The organism is Synechococcus sp. PCC 7336, assembly GCF_000332275.1.
Lineage (GTDB): Bacteria > Cyanobacteriota > Cyanobacteriia > Thermostichales > PCC-7336 > PCC-7336.
On record NZ_CM001776.1, the window covers coordinates 2215650 to 2241419 of the forward strand.

At 50.2% G+C, this 25770-nt stretch carries 20 protein-coding genes; 10 read left to right on the forward strand and 10 right to left on the reverse strand.

Annotation, left to right across the window (positions count from 1 at the left end; genetic code table 11):
• Positions 1 to 98 precede the first annotated feature (98 nt).
• On the forward strand, positions 99 to 767 hold the full coding sequence (locus tag SYN7336_RS10600) for a Uma2 family endonuclease (protein WP_017325915.1): 669 nt from the start codon (positions 99 to 101) through the stop codon (positions 765 to 767).
• A 163-nt stretch (positions 768 to 930) separates the two neighbouring features.
• Here SYN7336_RS10600 and SYN7336_RS10605 read toward each other — a convergent pair whose 3' ends face one another.
• The 3 genes from SYN7336_RS10605 to SYN7336_RS25395 all read right to left on the reverse strand — a co-directional run bounded on the left by SYN7336_RS10605 (position 931) and on the right by SYN7336_RS25395 (position 6491).
• Positions 931 to 2610, reverse strand: coding sequence for a response regulator (locus SYN7336_RS10605; RefSeq protein WP_017325916.1), 1680 nt, complete (start codon positions 2608 to 2610; stop codon positions 931 to 933).
• Positions 2611 to 3171: 561 nt separating this feature from the next.
• On the reverse strand, positions 3172 to 4344 hold the full coding sequence (locus tag SYN7336_RS10610; protein WP_017325917.1) for a hybrid sensor histidine kinase/response regulator: 1173 nt from the start codon (positions 4342 to 4344) through the stop codon (positions 3172 to 3174).
• Between the two features lie 1082 nt (positions 4345 to 5426).
• Positions 5427 to 6491, reverse strand: coding sequence for a Gfo/Idh/MocA family protein (locus tag SYN7336_RS25395; RefSeq protein WP_051039799.1), 1065 nt, complete (start codon positions 6489 to 6491; stop codon positions 5427 to 5429).
• A 196-nt stretch (positions 6492 to 6687) separates the two neighbouring features.
• Here SYN7336_RS25395 and SYN7336_RS25400 point away from each other — a divergent pair, with 196 nt between their 5' ends.
• On the forward strand, positions 6688 to 8889 hold the full coding sequence (locus SYN7336_RS25400) for a Tex family protein (protein WP_017325921.1): 2202 nt from the start codon (positions 6688 to 6690) through the stop codon (positions 8887 to 8889).
• Here SYN7336_RS25400 and pruA read toward each other — a convergent pair.
• A complete protein-coding gene (gene pruA / locus SYN7336_RS10630) occupies positions 8886 to 11867 on the reverse strand; it encodes an L-glutamate gamma-semialdehyde dehydrogenase (protein WP_017325922.1) in 2982 nt (993 codons plus the stop codon). The genes SYN7336_RS25400 and pruA overlap by 4 nt on opposite strands.
• 593 nt (positions 11868 to 12460) lie before the next feature.
• Here pruA and SYN7336_RS25405 point away from each other — a divergent pair.
• The 6 genes from SYN7336_RS25405 to SYN7336_RS10650 all read left to right on the forward strand — a co-directional run bounded on the left by SYN7336_RS25405 (position 12461) and on the right by SYN7336_RS10650 (position 16725).
• Positions 12461 to 13156 (forward strand): site-specific DNA-methyltransferase, encoded by a 696-nt coding sequence (locus SYN7336_RS25405; RefSeq protein WP_017325923.1) that lies wholly within the window; start codon positions 12461 to 12463, stop codon positions 13154 to 13156.
• Positions 13153 to 13551, forward strand: coding sequence for a hypothetical protein (locus tag SYN7336_RS30800; RefSeq protein ID WP_071590766.1), 399 nt, complete (start codon positions 13153 to 13155; stop codon positions 13549 to 13551). Before SYN7336_RS25405 ends, SYN7336_RS30800 begins: the two co-directional genes overlap by 4 nt.
• A complete protein-coding gene (locus SYN7336_RS10640) occupies positions 13548 to 14837 on the forward strand; it encodes a DUF6575 domain-containing protein (RefSeq protein ID WP_017325924.1) in 1290 nt (429 codons plus the stop codon). Before SYN7336_RS30800 ends, SYN7336_RS10640 begins: the two co-directional genes overlap by 4 nt.
• A 631-nt stretch (positions 14838 to 15468) precedes the next feature.
• Positions 15469 to 15681: a type II toxin-antitoxin system HicB family antitoxin gene (locus SYN7336_RS10645; protein ID WP_017325925.1), complete on the forward strand. Its 213-nt coding sequence runs from the start codon at positions 15469 to 15471 to the stop codon at positions 15679 to 15681.
• Between the two features lie 401 nt (positions 15682 to 16082).
• Positions 16083 to 16319, forward strand: a complete 237-nt coding sequence (locus tag SYN7336_RS28835; RefSeq protein ID WP_071590767.1) for a hypothetical protein — start codon at positions 16083 to 16085, stop codon at positions 16317 to 16319.
• Entirely contained in the window at positions 16312 to 16725 is a 414-nt protein-coding gene (locus SYN7336_RS10650; RefSeq protein ID WP_026100886.1) for a type II toxin-antitoxin system VapC family toxin, read from the forward strand. The genes SYN7336_RS28835 and SYN7336_RS10650 overlap by 8 nt, the downstream gene beginning before the upstream one ends.
• A 323-nt stretch (positions 16726 to 17048) precedes the next feature.
• Here SYN7336_RS10650 and phnE read toward each other — a convergent pair whose 3' ends face one another.
• From phnE to SYN7336_RS10665, 3 genes are all read right to left on the reverse strand, one after another.
• Positions 17049 to 17888: a phosphonate ABC transporter, permease protein PhnE gene (gene phnE / locus SYN7336_RS10655; RefSeq protein ID WP_017325927.1), complete on the reverse strand. Its 840-nt coding sequence runs from the start codon at positions 17886 to 17888 to the stop codon at positions 17049 to 17051.
• A 20-nt stretch (positions 17889 to 17908) separates the two neighbouring features.
• Positions 17909 to 18700 carry a phosphonate ABC transporter ATP-binding protein gene (gene phnC / locus SYN7336_RS10660; protein WP_017325928.1) on the reverse strand — a complete coding sequence of 264 codons (792 nt, stop codon included), beginning with the start codon at positions 18698 to 18700 and terminating at the stop codon, positions 17909 to 17911.
• A 206-nt stretch (positions 18701 to 18906) separates the two neighbouring features.
• Positions 18907 to 20325, reverse strand: coding sequence for a hypothetical protein (locus SYN7336_RS10665; RefSeq protein WP_017325929.1), 1419 nt, complete (start codon positions 20323 to 20325; stop codon positions 18907 to 18909).
• 396 nt (positions 20326 to 20721) lie between these two features.
• Between SYN7336_RS10665 and SYN7336_RS10670 the strand changes: the two genes are divergently transcribed.
• On the forward strand, positions 20722 to 22077 hold the full coding sequence (locus tag SYN7336_RS10670) for an IS4 family transposase (RefSeq protein WP_017324427.1): 1356 nt from the start codon (positions 20722 to 20724) through the stop codon (positions 22075 to 22077).
• A gap of 85 nt (positions 22078 to 22162) precedes the next feature.
• Here SYN7336_RS10670 and SYN7336_RS10675 read toward each other — a convergent pair whose 3' ends face one another.
• Positions 22163 to 23047 carry a LysR family transcriptional regulator gene (locus tag SYN7336_RS10675; protein WP_026100887.1) on the reverse strand — a complete coding sequence of 295 codons (885 nt, stop codon included), beginning with the start codon at positions 23045 to 23047 and terminating at the stop codon, positions 22163 to 22165.
• A 189-nt stretch (positions 23048 to 23236) separates the two neighbouring features.
• Between SYN7336_RS10675 and SYN7336_RS10680 the strand changes: the two genes are divergently transcribed.
• Positions 23237 to 23728 (forward strand): cupin domain-containing protein, encoded by a 492-nt coding sequence (locus tag SYN7336_RS10680; protein ID WP_017325931.1) that lies wholly within the window; start codon positions 23237 to 23239, stop codon positions 23726 to 23728.
• Between the two features lie 362 nt (positions 23729 to 24090).
• Here the strand turns inward: SYN7336_RS10680 and SYN7336_RS10690 are convergent, their stop codons facing one another.
• Together SYN7336_RS10690 and SYN7336_RS10695 are read right to left on the reverse strand one after the other, a co-directional pair.
• Positions 24091 to 24378, reverse strand: coding sequence for a hypothetical protein (locus SYN7336_RS10690; protein WP_017325933.1), 288 nt, complete (start codon positions 24376 to 24378; stop codon positions 24091 to 24093).
• Positions 24379 to 24435: 57 nt separating this feature from the next.
• The gene (locus SYN7336_RS10695) at positions 24436 to 25491 is read right to left on the reverse strand and encodes a hypothetical protein (RefSeq protein ID WP_017325934.1); all 1056 of its coding nucleotides are present in this window, start codon (positions 25489 to 25491) and stop codon (positions 24436 to 24438) included.
• Positions 25492 to 25770: the final 279 nt, after the last annotated feature.

The following is a 25770-nucleotide window of genomic DNA, read 5'->3' on the forward strand; positions in this document are numbered from 1 at the left end:
GTTGGCGAATATTGTCCAGAGCTCTGCAAGTCTTGAAAACGCTATGATTGAGCTTAGCTGAGATCGCCAAACAAATTGGACTTGCGAGGTGTCGAGCGATGACGCTCTCCTTGGAGAAATCTAGCCAACCCTCCTCCCTACGCCAGCAGCACGATGCAACTTGGCAAGACTATGCCGCAGTGCGGGATAGCTCGGAGATAAATTGGCGTAAAATTGCATTCAACCAAGGTTGGTTGTGGGTCGATATGGGGACAGAAGGGCCGAACCATGCTTCTTTTAGCGATCTGTTGACTGCGATTTTCTTTGTTTGGGCATTTCTGCATCCCGATTCGGTTCTGCAATCCTATGGGCGCTGCTTAATTGAAAAGCCGGAAACACAAGCCTGCGCGCCAGACTTGGTGCTTTACAAAGGTGAAAATATCCCCAAGTGGCAACCTGGCGAGCCGCGCCGGATCGTTCTAAACCGCCATCGCCTGCCCGATTTGGTTGGAGAAATTGCCGATACGACGCTGAGTCTGGATCTTGACGAACAAAAGCAGCTCTACGCCAGTTTGGGAATTGCCGAATATTGGGTTGTTGATGTGAAAGGAGTGCGGCTGTTTGCGTTCGGTTTGACGGCAGCAGGTGTGTATGAATCCATTCAGGTTTCGCAGGTTTTGGAAGGTCTGGAGATCGCATTGGTCGAACAAACTCTGGAACGATTGTCGGAAGAAACAAACACGGCAGCAGCCAATTGGTTGATGCAGCAGTTGCAAGCTGCGGACTAATGCATCTAGGGGCGATCGCCACCTCCTACTCGAATTACAAGCATCGCCAATCAAGTCGGAGCACAACTGGCTCGAGACAATCTGAAAGTCCCTTCCCCTGAAGACTGTGCATCCCCTGCGACAGACTTGATTGTTCGAGTTGAACCGATCGATCGCTCTATGCTTACCTTCCCGTTTGAAAGCTATTAATTATGGTGGCGAGTTTTCTCAATTGAACAGGTTTGCTGAGATATTCATTAGCTCCAGCTTCCATGCATCGCTCTTTGTCTCCGGGCATAGCTAGTGCTGTGAGGGCGATAATTGGTACAGCAGTCATTTGGAGTTTCTGGCGAATATACTGAATTGTCTCTAAACCATCCATATTAGGCATTTGAATATCCATCAAGATCGCATCGGGAGTTTCTTCCTGGACTAATTCAATTGCTTCCCAACCGCTACGAGCAAGTAGGAGGTCATACCCTTTAGCTTCCAAATAGCTCGACATAGTGCAGATATTGGCTTCGTTATCTTCGACTAGCAATACTAAACAATGCTCTGGAGAAGACTGTTTGCAGACGGGCTTAGTGGTTGGAAGTATGGCTTGGGATTCACCTTCACGAACAGGAGTATATGGCAACTTGATGGCGAAACGGCTACCCGCACCAACTTTACTGCTTACAATAACTTCACCCCCATGCAGTTCAACAAGGCTCTTGACCATAGCCAATCCCAAACCAGTACCATTATATTTGCGATTGAGAGCACTATCAATTTGTTGAAAAGGCTTGAATAGATTGCCAATATGTTCTTGCGCAATACCAATTCCAGTGTCTCGAACGGAAATTTCTACGAAATGATTGCAAGTTACCTCCATTCTGTCTCGAGCTGAACTTACTGGCAGAGAGGAAAGAGATACCTCAAGTTTAATTCGTCCACTCTCCGGTGTGAATTTGACTGCATTAGTAAGCAGGTTAATCAATGCTTGTTGAATGCGCCGTCGGTCCACCAGCATCTCAGGCAGATTTCTGGATAACTCTATATCAATCTGGATTTGCTTTTGAAGTGCCTGCTGTTTGATAAATGCTAAGCTCGCACTACATAGAGGACCAATAGGCGTCAGTTCTAGTTCTAGTTTCACTTGACCCGCTTCAATTTTGGCGATGTCCAGAATATCGTTAATCAGTGCGAGTAAATGAGTAGCACTGCGATCGACAGTTTGAAGTGCTTTCAGTTGCGATGGATTGAGCTCGCCATAGATAAGCTCTTGCAAGCCTTCAGTCATGCCAATAATCGCATTGAGAGGAGTTCTGAGTTCGTGGCTCATATTCGCCAGGAATTCATCCTTCAGGCGGGTGGCAGCGATCAGCTGCTGGTTTTGCAGGTGGATTTTCTGACGCTGCGTTTCTAGCTCTTGATTTTGCCGTCTCAGCAGTTCGTTGCTCTCGTGCAGTTGTCGAGACGCCAGTTCAGTTTTGCGTTCAGCTTCGTACAGACGAATGGAGTTGCGGACAAGAAGGACGAGGCTTTCCGGTGAAACCTTCGATTTCGTTAAATAGTCTGAAGCTCCAGCCTTCATCAAGTCGACAGCAATTTGCTCGTCTCCTTGTCCCGTCAGTACGATCAAAGGAATTTTGACATCGGCCTGACGAATGTCCTTAACCAATGACAAACCATCGGTATCGGGGAGCCGGTAGTCCAGAAATACGCAGTTGTAGTCCTCGGCTTCGATGGCGGCTACTGCTTCTGCACCATTGCGAGCCTCATCGCAGTCTGCCTTAAGGCTGCTGCGCGCGATCGCCCTAAGAATCGCCATGCGATCCACTTCGTCATCATCAACAATCAGTAATTTCAAAAATTTGGCCATGCAGCTTGCTTCCTCAATCAGGAGTTCTTAGGGCATCTCGCTCAATGTCCAATATCGATTCAAAGTCGCTATTGCCTCAGTAAAATTGGGGAACATGGCTGGCTTGAGGATATAGTCTTTACATTGAGAAGATATGCATCGATTCGATCGCGATCCTCAGCATGTATGACTTGAACCTATCACCGTTATCTCTATTACATATCTTAGCAAAATTGATTGCCTAGCAAAAAAGAAATTTCATTAAAATGTGATTGAAAAGCTCATTTATTACCCTAAAAACGCTTTTAAAAATGACACAAATAGAGGCTTTGAACCGTATCTATATTGAGGTCTAGAGTTTTTAAGTCTTGCACTCGTCCCCCCTAAATTCCCCACCAGTGGTGGACTTGTGAGAGTTCCTCGTCTTCGTTCTACAGCTTCAATAACGGCGAGACGTGGTTAAAGCTCTATCATTCCATCTTTCTGCTCGACCTTTCAGAAGTTGCTCGGCCGCCAAGCAGACTTATCAAATTAATCTAAAAGAAATATTATACTAATATTTTAGTAGAAGTAGAAATTAAATTAGTCACTATAATCTGGAATATTTTTAGTCGCCTGGGTAGATAATTGCAAGTGCATCTTAGTTCCATTATCTTTCATGCTCGATATCTTAATATTGCCACCGTATAGTTCAATAATTGAGATAGCTATTTTGAGTCCAAACCCAGATAGCTGCTTAATACAAGCTAAGCTATCCTCTTCCTGCAAACCATCATTTTGTAATACTGCAATTCCTTTACCTCGATCGATAATCCAAAGATCGAGTTTGCGATCGGCAAAGCTACAGAGAACTGTTACAGGTTGGCCAGAACTAGAAAATCGAAACGCATTATCTAATAATTCTTCAAGCAGTAACTGAAAATGCTTTTGATTAATGCCAATTACTAAATTATTTTTCTCTTCGAAGATGATTTCAATGTCAGTAGGGCGGCTGAATTTAGTAGCTATCGCATTACCAATATAGTTCAACCTAGGTTTTGTTAGCTTACTCGTACATTCTAGAGCAGATAAATCAGTTGATTTAATTTGAAGATACGTAAGAAACTTACATGTAAGCCTCTCTAAATTAAGTGAAGACTGGTAAGCAAGATTGACTAATTCATGAATCCGTTCGGATTTTAATTTTTTGTAGTCAGATCTGAGAATATACAGGCTTCCCATTAGATTAGTTAGTGGAGCTTTGACATCAAATGAAAGCCCTATTTCAACATTACCTTTTAACTCTTGGAGGCTTTTATTTAGGACGGAAATTGCGTCTTTTTGGATATCTGCATATTGCTTTATCTCATCAAATTGCCATTTAATTCTAAGCATCGACTTAGTTCTTGCCATCAATTCAACTGAGTTGATGGGCTTACTAACGAAATCATCTGCACCTGCTTCGAGACACCTCGCTAAATCTTCTTTAGTGCTCAGGGCTGTTAGAATGATTATCGGAATTGATTTCCAGTCGTTCGTAGATTTGATTTTCTTACAAGTTTCAATGCCATCCATAACTGGCATCATTACGTCTAGAAGAATTAGATCTGGATTGATAGCACCCAATGAGTCGATTGCTTCTTGGCCAGAACTAGAATAACATAAATTCAATGGCTTGTTTTCTGAAAACCAAGATTTATTGATTCTATAAATTGAATCAATAACATCGAAATTATCTGGCTCATCATCAATAACTAATATCGAGATAGTTTCCATCTGCTATATTTCCGATCGGCCACAAACTCTGTTGAGTATGGATTTGTACAGATAATTAATTCAACCAAGAACTCTATTTCGCTTAGTGCTACGGTAGCTCTATATAGCCAAGAAAATCCTCATGATTCCCTCAGTATAAGTGAAAGGATTGAATTTTGGCATTTCTTTGCGTGAATCTCGCTCTCTCTTACTCTACCCAACAAATTCAATCACTAAACACCAAGCAGGCGTTTTGATAGAATTGATAGAGTTGACTTATAACAATCCTAGTTGAATTGCAAATCATCTCAATATTCGCGATTGTCTTAGAGCACTAAGTGGCCCTAATATAGCGATCATAAATGAATTGTAAACCCCGATCCTTGCCAGCACTGGGTTTCAGGCCACTCAGCGTTCACGACTGATTTATGACTGCCATATCAATTGCCTGTAAGGTTATAGCCCTGCAGTCAAGCAGGTTCTGGTGGCTGGAATGGGATTTGATTGAAGTCGATTTAAGGTTAAATATGAACCACCTGTAAATTATTTAGGGATGGTACTGCTGGGTCTTTATTGAACTAGAGCTGTGACTATTTTCCATTGAGTTCTACTCCTTTTAAGACTGCTTATACATAGCTACCTGCCTGAGACCACCTCATTCCTGTTCTCTTTTGACGACGCCCCACCACTCAGTCAACGCCATTCTCCATCCGACCTGCAGATAGCGTTGTCGGCTTGCCGACAACGCCGATCGCCGATGATTTCAGTCTGATGCTTCCGCAAATAGGTCAGTAGCGCCTAAAGGGTATCTGGCCTCCTGGCTTACACTGGCTGGCCTAGGGACTTCAGCACTTGAGCGACTTGGCAAAACCACAACCGGGGTAAGATTTCTCGCAGCTGCAGGCGTTGTTGCTTTTTTTGCCGAGCAATTCTGCCCACTAGGTTACGGACTTTCCTGCGTAGGCGATATTAGCTTGGGATTGCTGTGACCTCAGGACCAAAGACGGTCCTCAGCTTGCATGAATTGAGTGGGTACCATCCACAATGCTGACGATGCTGAGTAGCATCTGAGGGCGAGTATCAGAAACTGATTGAGAGGAGAACTAGGTCAGAACTGTATGGGGGGTGGGGATAGACTGGGAAATTTCTGAGACTGACAGTGCGCTCCTCAGGGCGAGTTGTTCGATTTCGTAGGCCAAGCGCAATGCCTTCAGTGCCTGCTCTCCTCCCACAGAGGGTTCGCTGCCCCCCCGCACGCATTGCACGAAATGCTCTAGCTCGGCACTCAACGGTTCCACATTTTGGGTGTAGACCTTCTCGATCAGACCGTCTTGGCGATAGAGCACTTGGCCGTACTCGGTAGTGTAATTGGCGGTGGTTTGGCGATGAATCAGGATCTCGTTATTGAGAAAATCGGCTTCGGTGAGAGAGTCTTTACAGTGGGCAGCGATGCAGCGCAGCTTGCGATGGGTCACCTTGCTCGATGTCAGGGTGGCAATGACATTGTTAGAAAACCGTAGGGTTGCCGTCACGAAGTCGAGAAATTTGGAGGCGGTGTGAGCTGTTTTGTTGCCGCTGGCGGTGACATCGATAACGGGATAAGGAATTAATTCGAGCAGGAGATCGATGTCGTGGATCATCAAGTCGAACACCACCGAGACATCGTTGGCTCGGCTGGAATAGGGGCTCATGCGGTGGGCTTCTACCGCCAGGAGTTCTTCTCGCTGCAAGACATTCGATAGCTCTTGAAAGGAGGGGTTGAACCGCTCGATATGACCCACTTGCAGAGTGAGATGGCTATCAGCGGCTTGATTGACCAAGGCTTCTGCTTCGAGAATGCTGGCGGCCAGCGGTTTTTCCATCAAGACGTGGACGCCTGCATTGAGACAGGCCATGCCGACTTCGTAGTGCAATTTAGTCGGTACGGCAATGCAAACTGCGGCCACATGGGGCAGCAAGTCTCGATAATCTTCGTAAAAGTGAGCTTGGTAGCGGCTGGCGATATCTAAACCGCGTTCGACATTGACATCGGCCACACCCACCACTTCAACATCCTTCATCAAGCTCAAGACGCGGGCGTGATGTTGGCCCATATTGCCGACGCCGATCGTTCCAATGGGGAGTGGATGTGGAAGGTCTCGAATGGGCTGCGGAGAGGATCGATCCATATGGCGCTGGCCTAGCTTGGTTGAGGAGGTTCGGCCCGATTTGGGCCTGCGCGCAAAGATTTCTTAAAGATAGTATCACGATCCTTAACCCGCCTTGTGGCGATAGGGGGTTGCGGGGCGATCGCCACAAGGCGGCAAGCCAGTCCCAGATTTTATACACTCTAATCGGACCCAACTACCATTTGACCGTCTAACTATGCTCGATTTCGTTCCATTCTTAGCTCGCGAACTGTCATTGCGTCCCGCGCAGGTTCAAAATGCTTTGGAGTTGCTGGGGGAGGGGGCTACGGTGCCGTTTATTGCGCGCTACCGGAAGGAACGCACGGGGGAGATGGACGAAACACAACTGCGGGCACTGCAGGATCGCTATACCTATTTGAAGGAGCTGGAAGAGCGTAAGACAACGGTGCTCGATGCGATCGCCTCTCAAAACAAACTGACGGATGCACTGCGAGCCAAAATCGAAGCCTGCGTTCAAAAGACCGAACTGGAAGATCTCTATCTGCCCTACCGTCCCAAACGCCGCACGCGGGCGGCGATCGCCCGAGAAAAAGGCTTGGAACCGCTGGCGGAGTTTATCCGATCGCTCAATCGTCCCAACGCTACCCCAGCAAATCTAGAGGGAGAAGCCAGTCGCTATGTGGATGCGGTCAAAGGGGTGGAGAGCGCGGCGGATGCGCTTAAAGGGGCATCGGACATTCTGGCGGAGGCTGTGGCGGAGCAAGCCGAGCTGCGGGCTTACCTGCGGGAGTTTCTACTGAAGTCGGGGGAGTTTGCGGCCAAAATCAAGTCAGATTATCCTGAGGGCTCGACGAAATTTGAGATGTATCGCGACTACCGCAAGCCGTTGAGGGGGATCGCGCCCCACAATGTTTTGGCGCTGCTGCGGGGACAGGCAGAAGGCATTTTGACGCTGAAGCTGAAGTTTGACGAGGGGGCGGTGCTTTCCCATCTGGCCGATCGCCTGGTGAGATCGCGGGCCAAAAATGTGCGGGAGTTTTACGCTGCGATGCTCTCGGATGCGCTGCAGCGCTTGCTGAAACCGTCTCTGACTGCGGCGGCGATCGCCACCAAGAAGGCTTGGGCAGATGCCGAATCGATTCAAACCTTTGCGGCTAACTTGAAGGATCTGTTGTTGGCGGCTCCGGCGGGCATGAAGCCCACATTGGGGATCGATCCCGGCTTTCGCACGGGCTGCAAAGTGGCGGCACTCGACCGCACGGGCAAGTTTTTGGAGTACCGGGCAATTTTTCCGCACCAGTCACAGACCCAGCGAGAAGAGGCGGCACAGTTTCTGCGCCAGACGATCGCGCGACACGGGATTGAGTTGATTGCCATTGGCAACGGCACCGCCAGTCGAGAGACGGATGCGTTTGTGACAGAGGCGATCGCCGATCTGAAACCGAAGCCCATTCAGGTGACGGTGAGTGAAGCGGGGGCCTCGGTGTATTCGGCCAGCGAGGTGGCGATCGCCGAGTTTCCCGATTTGGATGTGACGGTGCGGGGGGCGATCGCGATCGGGCGGCGGTTGCAAGACCCGTTAGCCGAATTGGTCAAGGTCGAGCCCAAGTCGATTGGGGTGGGGCAATATCAACACGATGTCGAGCAGAAATTGCTCAAGAAACAATTAGATGAAACGGTCGAAAGCTGCGTCAACTTTGTCGGAGTCGACCTCAATACTGCCTCAAAGGAACTACTGACTTACGTTGCAGGGTTGACTGCTGCTGTGGCCAACAACATCGTGAATTATCGCAACGAAAACGGCGCGTTTGGCGATCGCCGCCAACTGCTCGAAGTACCGAAACTGGGACCTAAAGCCTTCGAACAAGCGGCTGGTTTTTTGCGCATTCGCGATGGCAAGCAGCCCTTGGATAACACGGCAGTCCACCCCGAGAGTTACGCGATTGTGAAGGCGATCGCCAGCGATCTGGGACGGCCTCTAGACCAACTGGTGCAAAGTCCAGATCGACTGCAATCCCTGGACCTGCAACGCTATGTCAGCGATTCCGTCGGCGAGCCCACGCTGCGGGATATCGTCCGAGAACTGGAAAAACCCGGTCGCGATCCCCGCGCCCAATTCACCTACGCCACCTTTGCAGAAGGCATCGACGAGATCGCCGATTTGGCGGTGGGGATGGAGCTAGAAGGGGTGGTGACTAACGTGGCGAACTTCGGGGCGTTTGTGGATATTGGCGTCCATCAAGATGGCTTGGTCCATATTTCGCAGTTAGCCGATCGGTTCGTCCGCGATCCGAAAGAGGTGGTGAAAGTGGGACAGGTGGTGAAGGTTCGCGTTCTGGAGATTAACGAACAACTGAGCCGCATCAGTTTGTCGATGAAAGCTGCCGCTGCTGAGCGATCGCCCTCTCAGCGACCGGTGCGCAAGCCGCGACATTAGCCCTGCGGCGATCGGCCCTCTGAATCGCTGTCCAGTGGCGCAAACCCCTGGCGCTGGATATTTTCCGTGACGGTGCGGGGTTCGAGGAATTGCAAGAGATAATCGGGGCCACCCGCTTTCGAGCCCACCCCCGATAGTTTGAAGCCGCCAAATGGCTGTCGATTCACGATCGCCCCGGTAATGCTGCGGTTGATGTAGAGATTGCCCACTTCAAACTCCTGCTGGGCTTGTTGGATATGGGAGGGAGTGCGGGAATAGACGCCACCCGTGAGGGCGTAAGGGGTTGAGTTGGCGATCGCGATCGCTTCAGCAAAGGTTTCCACTTTCATCACAGCTAATACCGGTCCAAAAATTTCCTGCTGGGCCAGAGTGGAGCTGGGATCGACATCGCTAAAGAGGGTAGGACCGACAAAGTAGCCGTTTTTGGGCGTTTCCATGGCTAGGGCAATGGTGGCTTCGTTTTGTGCCTCGGCGATCGCTCTGCGGATGCGATCTCTGGCGGCGGCTGCGATAACCGGTCCCACAGTGGTGCCAGGATTGTCGGCGGGACCGATGGCGAGCGATCGCGTTGCTTCCACAAGACGTTTGAGGAAGGCTTCGTAAATGGGGGCGAGGACGATGGTGCGGGAGCAGGCAGAGCACTTCTGACCGCTGTAGCCGAAGGCAGATTTCACGACCCCCTGCACTGTCAGATCGAGATCGGCACTTTCGTCTACGATAATGGCGTTTTTCCCCCCCATCTCGGCAATGACGCGCTTGAGATGGGTTTGTCCCGGCTGCAGCACAGCCGCATCGGCGTAGATCTGGCAGCCCACCTCCTGCGAGCCCGTGAAGGTAATTAAATGTACGTCGGGGTGTTTCACCAAGGCCGCGCCCACCTCGCTGCCTCGACCGGGCAGGAATTGGAAGACACCGTCAGGTACTCCAGCTTCTACCAACAGTTCCGCGAGCTTAGCGGCGATCGCGCAAGATTGTAGCGAGGGTTTGAGAATAGTGCAGTTGCCCGCCACCAGTGCAGCCATCACCATGCCGGTGGGAATTGCTAAAGGGAAATTCCACGGCGAAATGACTGCGGCAATGCCGCGCGGTTGATAGTGATAGCGGTTAGTCTCACCGGGTAGGTCGTATTGCTCGCCGCGATCGAGTTGCTCCATGCGATCGGCGTAATAGCGGCAAAAATCAATCGCCTCCACCACATCAGCATCCGCTTCTCGGATGGGTTTACCGGTTTCCAGCACCATCCAGGCCGTCAGCTCGGCCTGTCGAGCGGCCATGCGATCGCCCACCCGTCGCAGCAGCTCGGCTCGCTCGCTGACTGGCGTTCGTTTCCAGGCCGGGAAAGCTGCTTTGGCAGCGGCGATCGCCCGCTCCACATTATCCAAGCCTCCCATCTGAATGCGCCCGACAATCTCTGCAGGGTTAGAAGGGTTTTCGGACTCGATTTGGTGCTGGGTTTCAATCCATTGGCCGTCGATCAGGGGTTGGTAGGTGAGTCCCAGTTGTTGTCGGACGGTTTCAATCGCTTGCAGAGCCCGTTCCGTCGCTTCCGCCTTGCTGAAATCAGTACTGGCAGCATTGCGGAATCCTGGCGGGGAGGCGAGCGGCGTTTCTCTGACAGTCTGAGGAGGGGCGAGTAATCTCTCGGCGGAGACATCGCCGGAACTTTGGCGCAAGAAAGACGAGTTGGCGGTGTTTTCTAGCAAGCGTCGAATCAGGTAAGACATGCCGGGAATGAGCTGGCCGAATGGAGTATAGACCCGAACTCGAAAGCCTTCTTCTGCCAATGCAGCCGCCAAGCGATCGGCCATGCCGTACAGCACCTGCAGTTCGATGCGGCGGCGCGGGATTTGGAGTGCTCTGGCGATCGCGATCGCCCGCGCTTGCGATCGCACGTTATGGCTGCCAATAGCGGCGTAGAGGTAATCGTGATTTTCCAACAGCAGTTGGGTCAACTGTTCGAACTTTGCATCGGTGAGAGCTTTGTGATTGAAGACCGGTTGTGGCCACTCCTGTTGTATGGCGCGGATGGTTTCTTGGTCCCAATAGGCTCCTTTGACCAAGCGCACTGTAACGGGGGTGCCGCGCTGTTTGGCCCAGGCAATCCAAGCGCGTAAATCGCGATCGCTGTCTCGCAGATAGGCTTGCAGGGTGACGCCAATATCGTCCCGATCGCGAAACTCTGGCTCCATCAGCAGGTCTTGCAGAATAGCAATGGTGAGGTCTTTGTAGGCGTATTGCTCCATGTCGAAGTGGATGGCGACGCCTAGTTCTCGGGCGAGGCGCAGCAGTAGGCGAATGCGACCGCTCACTTTTTTCTGACTGCCCGCCGCATCGAGCGGATCGAATTGCGAGTCAAAGGCGGTGAGTTTGACGGACACTTGCACCTGAGGCAGAGGGTTGCCGTCGGCGAGATCGATTTCGGGAACGGTTTTCCAGGCTTGGGCGGCTTGGCTGAGGCGATCGATGGTATCTAAGTAGCGATCGAGGTAGGACTGGGCTTCGGATTCGGCGATGACGGCTTCGCCCAGCAGATCCATGCTGAAGGCGAGTTTGTGGCTGCGCAGGCGCTCGATCGATTTGAGGGCTTGGGGTAGGGTTTCTCCGGCGATGTATTTGCGGGCTAGGGCAGCGACGGCGGTGGTGAAGGTGGTGGCGGCGAGTTGGCCGGGGATGGAGTCGGGTTGGGTGAAGTTCAGCAGGGTTTTGAGGGGGTCGGGCAATTCGACGCTTTCGTCCGTGAGGTATTCGCGCAGGTGGCGGGCTATTTCGGGTTTGCTGTGGAGGGAGGGGAGGCAGTCGATGAGGCGAAAGAGTTGCACTCTCAGGCCGGGGTTTTCCAGGGTCCAGGCTAGGAGGCGATCGGCCCAGTGGAGTTGGGCGAAGAGGGTTTGGGGCGATCGGGTGGCTGTCAGCAGTTTGCGGCCAATCTCTTGAGTGGCGGCTTCGTAGAGGCTCGTGTCTGCCGTTGGAGCAATCATTGCTCACCTCCAAAGTGGCAGGGGGATGTATCTATTGTGCCCTTGCTGTCAAAACGGGAGGTAGGAGTGAGTGGGTTGGGATGGCGATCGGGCAGTGAGGGAAACGTTGGGCTGGAAAAAAGCGCTGTTTAGAGTTGATACCTATGTGCAGGGCAAGCCATTCACGCCACTAGGTTCTTTGGGCGTTGTTATATGGGGGACGAACCTGTGCTACCGCCCTAGTCACCTACCTTGGCACACTAGTCCGACAAAAGGATACGAAAATCTCAGGGAAGACCGCAAGAATCGGTCCAAACGTCTAAATTAGGGATATTATGCGTAAAACATGCAAAGTTAAACACCCAAATTGGGGAGTCAAACTGAAAGTCTCTGCCTAATCAGACTTTTGAGGGATCTTAGGCAGAAAGGTTCAGCCTAATCGCTAGTTAGTTATTTTAGGATACAGCCTACTCCCTTTGCTTTACCGTCGAGGTTTGAAGTTGACAAGCATTACATACCTTAGTACCATACGTCGGTCGTTGAGCTACGTTAATCAGCGTAGTGTTAACAGTGAGCAAGGATTTTGGATGCCATCCTACTATTATCTATTGGTCATGGATGCAGTTGAGTATTTGGAATCTATATCAGATTGCACTATTGATTGTATTATTACCGATCCTCCTTATGAATCACTAGAAAAACATCGCAAGGTTGGAACAACTACTCGACTCAAGCAAAGCAAAGCTTCAAGTAATAAATGGTTCGATATTTTTCCAAATAATCGATTTGAAGAATTGTTGATTCATTTATTTAGGGTATTAAAGAAGAACTCTCACTTTTATCTTTTCTGTGATCAAACTACAATGTTTGTGGTAAAGCCGATAGCTGAGTCTGTTGGTTTTCGGTTTTGGAAGCCTCTTGTTTGGGACAAGCAGCGGATAGGCATGGGGTATCACTATCGGAGTAGATATGAGTTTATTTTATTCTTTGAGAAAGGAAAACGAAAACTCAATGATCTTGGAGTTCCTGACATCATTGAATATCCCAGAATTCATAGAGGATATCCAACGGAAAAGCCCTACAAAGTATCTGAAGTTCTTGTCAAGCAAAGCACCCAGGTCGGAGAAGTAATCTTAGATCCCTTTGTTGGATCAGGCTCGGTAGGTATAGCTTCAGTCAACTTAGGTCGTCACTTTCTAGGTTGTGACTCGAATTCTGAAGCTGTTGCTTTGTCTGATGAACGTATTTCTTCGATGACTGGAAAGCTATCAGAAGACTACTTTAAGGAGCAAATGGGGATACTGAAATGACCCAAAGATCGGAATGGCCTGATTTTTTCCCTGAAGGGGTTCCTCCAGACAGTGCTACCTCAGCTGAAGGAGAAGCTTTTCGGCTGGTCGCAAGCATTCCTCCATCAGATTCAGACTTTTTGTCCAACATCGAAGAGCGACCCGAACGTAAATTTAAGGACGATAAGATTTGGATAGCTTGTGGAGTATCATTTCATCGTCAGTTAGAATGTAGCAAGCGGACGAGGAATCGTTACAAACCCTTCCGTAATCGTCGCATTGCTAAAGGAACCCTGAAGGAAGAACATGGTGTTCAGTTACCTACAAACAGACAAGGGGATTCACATTTTACTGTCTGGAGACGCAATGGATCGCTTATACACCCAGATTTTATTATTGACGGGGAGGCATCTTGAGTAGTTTTCTTCCTCTTGATACCTCGCTAGGTAAGTTGAGGATAGTTGAGATTCTTGACTGGTACGATGGTCCTCGTCTTTTCATCGCCGAGAATGCTACGGGCAATCGTTATGTTGCCTTCTGGGCCGATGAGCAAGAAGACGAGACCTTGTGGCTATATTCATCAGTATCTGAGAGCAGGATCGCTCACCTCGTCTCTGGCAAGCTTGATTTGAGAAGTATTTATACAGAGCCAGAAGATGGAGTAATCTTCTTAATTCGGCTAACCAATCAAGCACAATCATCAGTAGAAGTGCTTACCCCTAATGAACTAGCACGAGATTTACTTCCTCCTGATGAAGATTTTCTAGTCTCTGATGAAGGATTCTTTTCTGAAAATGATATCGTAATGGATGTACATACGGGCAACCTCATACACAAGATCGTTGTGAATCGACCGATGTCAAATGCAGCGATTGCTTTTGAATCACTAGCGTCTGTTGCAGCAAGTTGGTCAAAACTTATTCATTCTGTTTTAGATGTGCCTCCTGTGCCTGTAAGCGCAAGTGTTGGGTCTCTGACTTTTGAGCTTCAGACAGATGCAGGACCTAAACTTCCTAATTTTTTTAATACTCTTCGCACTTTGATAGATTCGCCTACTCCTGGACAAATCAGTGAAAGTCTTAACCATCAGAGCTGTAAACTGCTTGAACTGTTTCTAGGATTGCTCTATAAAAATAGATTAACATTATCTGCGAAGATCAACTCCGAGTCAGAGCATCCTTCCCTTGTAATCTCTCATTCAATTGTTCAAGATCTTAGATTAGCTCTCATTGATTTCAATCAACAAAGAGTCGAATCAAAAGAAGTTCCCCAAGCAGATGATCTCAACAAGCTGTTCAGAATGCTTGAGTTAATGAAGGATGGAGATGTTCGTCTTGGCTACAACCTATCTTTGTCGCCAAGACAAGTTAACTACTATAAGCATGCAGCCCGCGTATTGGATTTACTAAACGAGAGCGGTTCAATTACAAGTCGAGGGCAGTATCTCATTAGTCTCGAAAAAAATGAGAGATATAATGTTGCTATGATGTTGTTTGAAAGTTCGCCAGTAGGATTTGCATGGCTTCGTTACAGTAAAGCTCAATCTGCAATTGACCTCGACCCAGAATCTGCCGAGGCTTTCCTAAATTCTCAATGTTCTAATCTAGCTAATACGACAGTAGGACGACGGGCACAAACACTAAAATATTGGGTTAAATCTTTTCAAGATCGGGAAGATCCTCAACAATCTACTTTGTTTTAAAATCGTTCTGGTCCTTATTTTTGCACGAATTTCAAAAGATAATTAATAAAACTCTTGCACGCCGGCTGCTGATGGGGCTTCCTCCCTTCCCGCTCCATAATTGGGTAGTCTTTTTACTCTAATCGCGCCTATTTGGACTGTTTCTGGCCTATGCGAGCTTACACCGGGAAGGGAGTAGTTTATAGCTAGTCTGACAGCTTGCTGGAAAAGGGTGATGTTGTGAGACTCTGTAAACAGCGGAGCAGGGCGATCCGGCAACCCAGATGAGGAAAAGGTATCGCCAGGAATTTAAGCACGGCGGTAGTTAGGCATTATATTGGCAAGGATGGTCTGACTTAGACTGTCCGGGCGATCTCTCTAAAAGTTTAATTGGATGATAAATGGGTAAATATGAGAAGCTGCAGCAAAAGATTCTAGGTGGTAGATCGGATGCAAATATAAACTTTTCAGAGCTTTGCCAACTGCTAATTCGTCTCGGATTTAGCGAAAGAGTTAGAGGAGATCGTCATAATTTTCACGAAAAGTGATATCGAGGAGATTATCAATATACAGCCAAAGAATGACAAAGCAAAGCCTTATCAGGTTAAGCAAATCAGAAATATGATTGTCAAATATGGTTTAGGAGGTCGAGATGTCGATTAGGTACGAACTAGTCATCTACTGGAGTGACGAAGATAGCGCATTCATCGTAGAGGTACCAGAATTGTCTGGTTGCATGGCAGATGGTAAAACTTATCAAGAGGCTGTCACCAATGCAGAGATCGTAATTCGAGAGTGGATAGAAACGGCTAACGAGCTGGGTCGTTCTATTCCCTCACCAAAAGGTCGACTGATGTATGCCTAACCCGATCTTGCTTTAGCCAATGAATACCGATTGGACTCTCAGCTAATTGAGCCTGACGCTACCTTTCACGAAGCTAGCAAGTTTTGATTCTGCAAGGCGATCGTAAAATATGGACAAAAATGCCAGGTTGCTATTTTTCCAAGCTTCCTTTCCTGTCGCAGCTAGAGAAGTAAAGAGTAGGGCAGGCAGCACCTGAAATCACTTATTCTAGAGTCAAAAACTCCTACTCTCCAGTATATTCAGCAATCAGCGAAAATTTCAAATGAGGCTTCGTTTATAGTGTTTCTGACGATTTGGCAGAAAAGGGGGATATTGCAAGACTCCACAAAACACGGAGCGCGGCGATCGCTAACCCAGGTAGGCTAGGCTATCCTGAAGAGAGTCCATAACCTTAGAGAACCATGCTCCAAGCATTAGAAGCAATATTTGATGGCACAGCCCTTCAACTGGAGACACCCTTAAACCTGGCCGTAGGTACGAGGGTTCGGGTCATCGTTGAAAGTGTATTGCCCAACAAACAAAAAAGATCTGAAACATTTCTTCAAACTGCTAAGTCTTTACAATTACAGGGCGATCCAGATTGGTCTGAAAAAGTTGACCATTATTTATATGGAGAAACCATTTCTATTGATGAATGAAGCGTTTCTAGGCACTTCCTTTGCTATTGCTTTATCTTCCCTTACGGATCGAAATCATTTACAAGCCATTGAGCTTGCCAATCAGCTTGAGGATAAAAGAACCCGCTTAGTGACCACTCAGGCAATCTTGCTAGAAATTGGCAACGCAATTTCCAAAGAAAGCTATAGAATAGCCGCAGTCCAACTTTTGGAATCTCTAGAAGCCGATCCCAATGTTGAAGCTGTATTACTGACAGGTGATTTATACACAACGGCATTTAATCTGTTCAAACAACGAAACGACAAAGAATGGGGCTTAGTTGACTGTATATCATTCATAGTGATGCAGAATCGAGGAATTACTGATGCATTAACTGCTGACAAACATTTTAATCAGGCAGGGTTTCGCGCATTATTAAGCAATTAGCCTCCTTACATATAAACTAAGTCTAGTCAGAAACCTGTAGTTTTAATGAGGCACTTTTAGTCTCCCTCACTAACGCTGTCGATCGCTGCATTAGCCCCCTAAATCTCCCACTAGTGGGGGATTTAGGGGGCTGAGTGCAATGTCTGAAAACTCCAGGTCTCAACATGAACGAGGTTTAATAAGGTGGGAGTTTGAGCGGGTTGAGGGGTTGTAGATTGAAGATTGGGAAGTCGAGCTTTGAGTGATTATCTACCATCATAAAGATCGAGACATTGGCTAAAGGTCTAACGATCGATCCACTAAGCTAATATTTTCAGCACTGCTCAAACCAGTTGTTTCCTCAGCAACGAAGACAGAAAATCAATCGTACTCGTGGCCGCAATCAGAACGATCAAAATAGCGCAAACTTTACCGTACTGAAAGGCCCCAAAACTTTGGTATAGCGATACCCCAATCCCGCCAGCCCCCACAATGCCCAAAACCGAAGCAGAACGCACATTTGACTCAAAGCGATAGAGCGTAAACGAGGTCCACAGCGGCATCACCTGAGGCAACACCCCAAACACAATTTCCTGAACCTTACTCGCCCCCGTCGCCCGAATCCCCTCCACCGGCCCAGACTCGATCGCCTCCACCGCCTCCGAAAACAGCTTGCCGAGGGTGCCCGCCGTATGCACGGAGAGAGCCAATACTCCGGCAAACGGCCCCAACCCCACCGCCACCACAAAAATCAGCGCAAACACAATCTCGTTAATCGCCCGCATGGCATCCAGTAGGCGACGAACCGGCTGCACCACCCAAACCGGCGAGATATTATTCGAAGCCAGCAACGCCAGCGGAGCCGCAGCGATCGCCGCCAGCAACGTTCCCCAAATCCCCATCGCGATCGTTACCCACGTATCTTCGAGATAGAGCTTCCAGTCAACCCAATCGGGGGGGAAATAGGCCGCCATATACTGCCGCATGTTGTCAGCATTGCGAATCAACTTAAAGGGGTTGACCTCAGACTGCTGAAATGCGATCGCGAGAATGACCAGCCCCATGAGCCAAAAGCCCACTTTGATGGGGGTGATGCGCTTGCGCTCGCGATCGAGCATGGCGCGGGCGGCAGGGCTGAAATCGAGTTTTGCGGACGGGAGCTGAATGTCGAAAGAGTCTTGCATAGTGAAGTGGGAAAATATAGTCAGGCGTAGGCATGGCCGCGGGCAACCAACTCTTCGGCGGCAGTGCCGTAGATGGCGTCCAGTCGGTCGTCGCTGAGGTTGCGGGTGAAACCGTCAAACTGGACAGCGCCGTTTTGCAGGGCAATGGCACGGGGATAGTAGCGACGCACCATTTGCACTTGGTGGAGGGAGGCAATCACAGTAATGCCGTCGCGATTGAGCCCGTCCAGCAATTCCATAATCTTGCGGGCAGACTCGGGATCGAGGGAGGCAATGGGCTCGTCCGCCAGAATCATGCTGGCCCCTTGCACCAAACAGCGGGCGATCGCCACCCGCTGCTGTTGGCCGCCAGACAACAAAGACGCTCGCTTGTGGGCTTGCTCTAAAATCCCCACCCGCTCCAATGCGGCTAGGGCTTGTAACTTCTCCGCTCGTGAAAACAGCCGCAGAGCCGATCGCCAAAGAGACACCCGCGCCAAATTGCCCGCCAACACATTCTCTAAAACGGTTAAGCGACGCACTAAGTTGAATTGCTGAAAGATAAATCCGATCTGGCTGCGCAACTGCCGCACGCTGGTATGAACCCGGCCATTCGATTGCAGTGGGGTGCCAAAAACCTCTACCGTGCCGCTTTCTGCTGCATGCAATCCATTCAGGATGCGTAACAGGGTAGACTTGCCAGAACCTGACGCTCCCACCAAGGCCAGCATCTCTCCTGGCTGAACTGCAAATGTGACATCTCGCACGGCGGGCTTGCCTTTAAAGCTCTTGCACAACCCACTGACGGTAACTGCAGGGAGATCGATCGCCACTAAAACGAGCTCGGTAAACGCTGCAGATATTCTGGCATCACTTCCTCAATCGAAAGGTTAAGTCCTTATGATGCCAGGATTATACCTAAATGAAAGGGCAGTCGGTGAAGCCAGTTTCAAGTGGGATTCAAGCTCGCTGCATTGGCCTTCACCCCCGGCCCCTCTCCCGAGGGAGAGGGGAGGAACAGCCTTCGAGCTCTCATGTTTTAGGGGGTGGTTTCAGGGGGAGGGGCCGTGCGACGGGTCTTGCCCACCACACTCAAGATATCGATTAGCATTTCGAGGGCAATGGTCTTGCCGGGACAGATGCGCCCCGCACTGCGATCGCCTACAGAGTGAAAGCCCATGTGGTAGGGGCAGAGATTCTCCCGCTCGGCATTGAACTCGTAGGTGGTGGGGCCCCAGAAGTCTTGACTCAGCAAGCCCAAACTCATGGGAATCAGCACCTTTGTGCCAGCGGGGAAGGTGCGCTCTTTACCCGCAACTTTAAGGGTAAATGGCTCTGTTGCTACGCGGTGGGAGGCACTGACCGGTGCCCACAAGCGCCCGCATTCGAGTAGGTAGAGGCGCAGTGCGTCTCGATCGTCGAGGTCGAGCTTATCCCAATAGTGGGTCGGGTCGATATCTTTGGTGCTTCGACCCGTATAGTCCGGCAGCGGTCGGTGGCCCATTGAGGTATAGGCCAAATGCAATGGCCCCTGCAATCCTGCGATGCTCATAATCGCCACCATGAGCTTCGCCAATTCTCGCGAAGTCATGTGCTTAAAGTCTGGGTTGTCACTTTCAAAATTGGCCAGAGCGGGCGAATTCTCGTAAAGGGTGGCCACTTGCTCGATCGATGCGGGCACTTGTCGAAAGCCATTCCGATTCAGGGCGAGCAGAATGTTGCTGACGATCGCCGAATAATAAATTGTGCCCTGGCGATCGTAGTGCAGGTCGGCCAGCAGATCCATCGAGGCTTTGTCATCGGGATCGAGCCCAAACAGCACGTAGTGCAGGTAGCGAATGAAGAACCTCAAGAGACCTCTACTCGTGTCGGTAAAGAAGTCGCCACCGGGATCGTGGTTCATCTCGACATAATCGGCAGCCAGTTGGTCGAGTAATTGCCGAGCTGTTTCGTCCTGCTGTCGGGCGATCGCCGCATCCCCCAATAAATACGTTTCCATGCAGGCTCTGAACGCCTCGCGATCGCCGCTGCCGCCAGCTGCTTCATCCGACAGCGATAGCAAGAAGAGATTCCTGCCCCCCACATCCAAATTGGGGGCGTGTTGTGCTTCCAGCATGGTGGTGCCGAGACGCCAGGTGCGGGCCTGTGGCGAGGTGAGGGCTGTTTCGACGGCTCCGAACTCGCCCATGACCACTTGTCCGGCACAGCAAAAGCTGTCGCCGAAGGCCAATCGTTTGGCATCTAGATAGGTGGGCTGATTGGCGAGCAGCCCTTCCACAAACCCGATAACTGGCAGGATAGATCGGCTTAATGGGTTGTCGGGACGTTCCAAGGCCCAAGCTTGAAAACCGTTGAGGCTGTGCTCGAAGAAGGAACCAGAGGTGGCTTTTGGCGCTGGGGGAGCGGAATTGGCATTCGGTTCGGCTTCTGGAGCGGACTGGCTGCTGGAATCAATCATGCGGCATCTCCTATACAGGCTGGAAGCATGCGATCGGCGAAAGTTGGAGAGTCTTGGAGAGTCTCGGCAGACAAACGGACTGACTGGTGGTTTATAAGTCTTGCCAGGACTAGCGATGCAAGTCGGGCTGGGTCAAATCGAGATCGATTCGCGAGGGAGGTTTGACGGTTCTGAGGCGGGATAGTCTTGCCTCGGTTGTTTTTAGAAAGATTATTTCAATATTAATCTTCATCCGAGGCCGAAGGGGAATCTGTGGTGAATATTGTCATTGCCCTCTCCCTCGGCCCCTCTCCCCAGGGAGCTATCCATTAGGCACAAGTCGATGGAGAGCTTACTGTGACTGGATTATAAACTGCAGTAGAGACTGAAGCAGTTGTAGCCGGAGGGAGAGAAACCATGCAAGATTGGGTCAGCCAAGAAATCAACCCGATCCACTTCGCCGATTTGCGACATGCAAAGCGGTTGGGGCAGATCGTCACAGACTTGAGTGAGCAGCCCACAGCGAGCGTGCCTCAGGCGAGTGGGAATGCCTCAGTGGCCCAAGGAACCTATCGATTTTGGGCCAACCCGAAGGTGAGCACGAGCAGCATTCTGGACAGTCATCGTGATGGAGTGGTCAGGCGGGCCCTCACGGGCAAGACGGTGCTGGCCATTCAAGACACAACGGATTTCGACTTCACCACTCACCCCCAGACCGAAGGGCTGGGCTTCATCAATCAAAGCCATCAACAGGGAATCAAAGTCCACAGTTGTTTTGCGGTGAGCGGCGAGGGAGAACCCTTAGGTCTGTTGAGTCAATTCATCTGGAATCGCAAACAGCGGCGCGGGAAGAAAGAAAAACGCTCAGTGACTCCCATCGAGCAAAAGGAAAGCTATCGCTGGATAGCAACTCTCGCAGCCGTAGAGCGAGAGCTCGCGGGCCAAGAGCAAGTGGTTCATATTGGCGATCGAGAAGCAGACATCTTCGAACTGTTTGCCCATCCCCGTGCGGACAACAGGGAGTTACTCATCCGCGCAAGGCACAATCGCAAACTTAGCCACGAGCTGGGCAAGTTCATCCCCACCCTCGAACAAGCCCCAGTCTTGGGAGCGATGAGCCTGCAAGTGCAGCGTAATCCCAAGCGAGCGGCCCGCATTGCCCAGTTGCAGGTGCGGGCGATGGCGGTGACGCTGGAGGTGCCATCGCATCACCTCAAAGCCGCGAGCTTAGAGCCCGTGCGCCTCAATGCCATCTTCGTGGAAGAAACCGTCCCCCCTGATGATGGCGCTCAGCCGATTCGCTGGTTTCTGCTGACCAGCTTGCCAGTTGAGAGCTTCGAGCAGGTCTGTCAGTGCATCCGCTGGTATAGCTACCGCTGGCTGATTGAGCGGTTTCACTTCACCCTCAAAAGTGGCTGTGGCATCGAACAGCTCCAACTGCAAAGCTATGAGCGCTTGCTCAAGGCTCTGGCAACCTACAACGTTGTAGCTTGGCGATTGATGTGGCTGACCTACCGCGCTCGACTCACCCCGCAAGCCTCCTGTGAGCTCGTTTTACAGCCTGCTGAATGGCGGCTGTTACGACGCAAGTTTGTGCCGAAAAGTCGCTCTCAAAAGCCACCCACTCTGCAACAGGCAATGCTGTGGATTGCTCGATTGGGAGGCTTCTTGGCTCGCAAGGGCGATGGCAACCCTGGATTGAAGACGCTTTGGCGAGGGCTGACCAAACTCCACCATTTGCTTGAAGGGGCTCAACTGGCTTCTCAAAGCTAGTGCCTGTCTATGGTTCAGCTACTTTTGCCTAATGGATAGCTCCCGAGGGAGAGGGGAGAAACAGCCGTGATGCTGGTCGATCGCCTCAAGCCGAACAGTCTCTAAAGACACCTGTTCCTTTCAGCAAATCGATGAAAGCAAAAACGGCTGGCGGATGGTCTGCATTCGCTAGGACGGCGGCTCCAATCGATCGCTCTAATGGCACGGGCAATTGGCACACCTCCACCCCCGGAGGAATCGGCAATGCGGCTAAACGAGGCAGAACAGTTGCCCCCAGTCCTTGCGACACCATACTGACGATGGTGGAATCTTCCTTGATTTCGTAAGCCACGTCGAGTTTCTGCCCCTCTTTCGCCCAATGCTCTATCACGAGCGACGTACATTCTGCATTGTTGTAGAGAATGAATGAGTAGGCCGATAGCTCGTTCCAGGTCAATTGCCCCGACTCGCTTCTGGTTCCCTCGGGCAACAACACGACAAACTCATCCCGAGCAATCTCCCAGGTTTCAAATTCTGGCGTGCGCGGCAGCGGCAACAAGCCAATATCGGCCACCCCTTCGCGCAACCCCTGTTCGACTTCTAGTGGCGCACTCTCTGTCAGTCTCACCTCAATATTGGGAAATTTCTGGGTCAGCTTGGCCAACAAGGGCGGAATCAAATGGGTTGCTGCGCTTCGAAACGAAGCAATCCGCACTCGCCCTCCCCCCAGACCTCTCACGACATTGGCCTCTCGCTCCATCAACTCCCGCGTGCGTAAAATTTGCCGCGCGTGCTCTAACATTTGCTCCCCAATCGCGGTTATGCGGGCTCCAAAGCGTCCGCGCGCCAGCAGTACAATCCCCAGTTCGTCTTCTAAAGCGGCGATCGCCCGACTCACTGCTGACTGAGAAATGCCCAGTTTTGTGGCTGCTGCAGAAAAGTTCTGGCACTGTGCCACCGTTTGAAAGATCTGCAGTTGCTCTATGTTCACGGGCACTACCTACACAGAGAAGTCGCCGATGAAAACATCGGTTCGCGGGAATTCCCATTAATTCGCTTTTCGCATAAATACGAGTCGAAAATCGTGTTGTAGATTACGCTTTGCAACGATAGATTAATCAGCAAATTGGTCATCTTAAAGATTATTCATTGCCGACCTGCCGTCTTCTGGTGTTGGACTATGTTCGAACTGATCTCCTATAGCAAGTTCCGCGACACGCCCCAGGTGCGATTTTTCGATGTCACCATCAAGGGTTCAAATGCCCGCGATCTGGTCTATCACGACGGCCCCGCCACCAGTCCCAATAACACTCCGGCAGGTTCCTGGCAGTTTTATCTCCATCCCCGGCAAGAGGATAATCTCTTGGCCTTATCGGGGGGACGAACCTTCTATTTGGTGAATTTTTCCTGGGAACAGCCCTTCCATCTCGTTCGCCTCAACGCCAATGGCGACATCCTGCGCATTCCCCCCGGCACCTTCCACCGCTCCGTCTCCGATCCAGACGGCTCTTTGGTGCTCAATCAGGCTGTGCGAACTGCCGAGGCAACGGTTGAAAGCGAATTCCGGGTCTATAACAGCGCCAAAATTCCTCGGTTAATGCAGGCAACTTCTGAAGAGGCGCTGCCCCCGCAACTGCACCAATTCGAGCATGTTCGTCTTAAGGTTGCGTAGAAGCGTTGTTAAGCTGCATCCGCGTTACGAGCAAATCAGAGGAAACGGGGTCTGCACTGGGGCTTATCCTCGTTCCCTCTGGTTGCAATTGATATCTGCCTGACTAGAGCAAGATAGCCAAGATCAAAACAATGGCAAAGATACCAAACCCTACAGCAGTCAGCTCGCTATCTGTGCCGTACTCGTAATTCTGTTTCATGGCTGTATCTATAGCTACACTTTTATTGTTTCACCTCTTGATTGTCAGGACAATGACATCGTTTGAATCTGCTGCAATTTGTAATACTTGTGCTTGAATAGACCTGCCTCGTCTGGGTTTACCCGCAGTCCTCTGGCAATTCGCCAGAGTTGTGCCCCTGAAATTACCAAGAGGAAGAAAACCCAGCACGCTCGCGGTCTGGATAGGCGGGACCCGCGCGCATCGGCTCTTCGTCTGAGATCTCAAATAGAACTGGGTAGGGGGTACAGCGTTGGAGGATGTCAGATTTAACTTGCTGAATAACGTCATCATCAGCAGGCTTCAACCATAGTTGGATGGCCCACTGGCCATCAGAGGTAATCGTTAAACCAGAAGAGTCAACAGTTGGTAACTGCGAGATCGATTGATTGAGTTCCTTGATGCCTGCGGGGCGATCGGGCAAGGTAGACATTTGGACAGGTCTCCTAAGATTCACTAATATTAGTGAGATGGCTTTACTTTCACAACTCTAGACAGGAAATAGGCCCGTTGTTCGGGAAAGTTTGCCGATGTCACAGGCAGACGTGCTATTACCCGCGCCTGCAAATAACAATGCAACTGGATGACCTGTTTCTTCTTTTAGAATAACGGATCCCGAATCACCACGTTCGCTAAAGTTCGTACCTCCATTACCCATTATACGAATGACATTATTAAAAGTTGCAATTACAGGCTGCATTTGTGTTCCATAATTTACCCGGACGCCATCGATATCAGTATTAATAATGCTTCCATGAGTTCTGCCACTGGTTCGACCCACTTTGGCGACACGCATTCCAGGCACGGGGGAAGCAATTTGAGAAGGATCGTATTGCAATCCCCCAAACATGCTCCCTACGGCAATGGGCTGAGAGCCCGAAACCCTTGCAAACGCAGCATCGAACTCGTTGATAGGATTGCTCGTTCCTCCTGTACTAGGAAATTGGATGGGAATGAACTGGCTGAGGCTGGCAAAAATATCAGTCGGTTGCGTTGGCGCAGTTTCTGGACCCGGCTGCACAATCGAAGTTCCTAAAGGAAGGCGATTGGTATCTGCAATTACATGATTGTTGCTGAGAATAAAAATCTCGCTAGGATTCTGTGGAGATGCAACGAAGCAGCCCAGGGTTCCAACAAAATTGACATTCAGCGGGCTAATCGAGACTCCGCCAACGATGGGCCTGACACGAGCTCTTTGGAGCTTATTCCCTGCTGGAGGAGGACCCACTTGCGCCATCTGTATGGGCAAAACCTCCGTTTCAACAGGTAACCCCTCAAAACCAGCGCTCAAAATATTTTCCTGACTGGGAAGAAAGGTAAATACTTTCAGCACAAGGCTTTTTTCATTCGGACCTCCAGAGGCTCCGAGACCGATTCCTGTGGCATGAATATTTTCAATGGGGTTGGCCTCAGTTTCATTAAGACCTCTGACAGAAAGTGCTGAAATAAAAGCACGCTGAGCGGATTCAGTCGGAGCAGGAGACAGTTGGAAGACTGAGTTGCGAAAGTTCGGCAGAGCTTCTAATAATTCACCATAAGTAGCCATATGCTAGTTTTCTCCTTGAGTGCTTTTTGAGGTGATTTATGTCCAGTGGCCTTCCAGGAAATTTGAAATCTCATGAGCTTGAGTAGACATGAAAATGCTATAAGTTTTCGACGGAAGTAAAAGCAGTAGGATCTGTTGAAGCTGTAGAACGTAGCCGAGAACCTCTCAAAAATCCCCCACTAGTAGGGGACTTAGGGAGCCAAGGCATCGAGCAACAGCGCTAGTGAGATGATTTTCAGAGGGGAGGCTGATAATTCTAGAGCTTTTCTCGTGGAAACT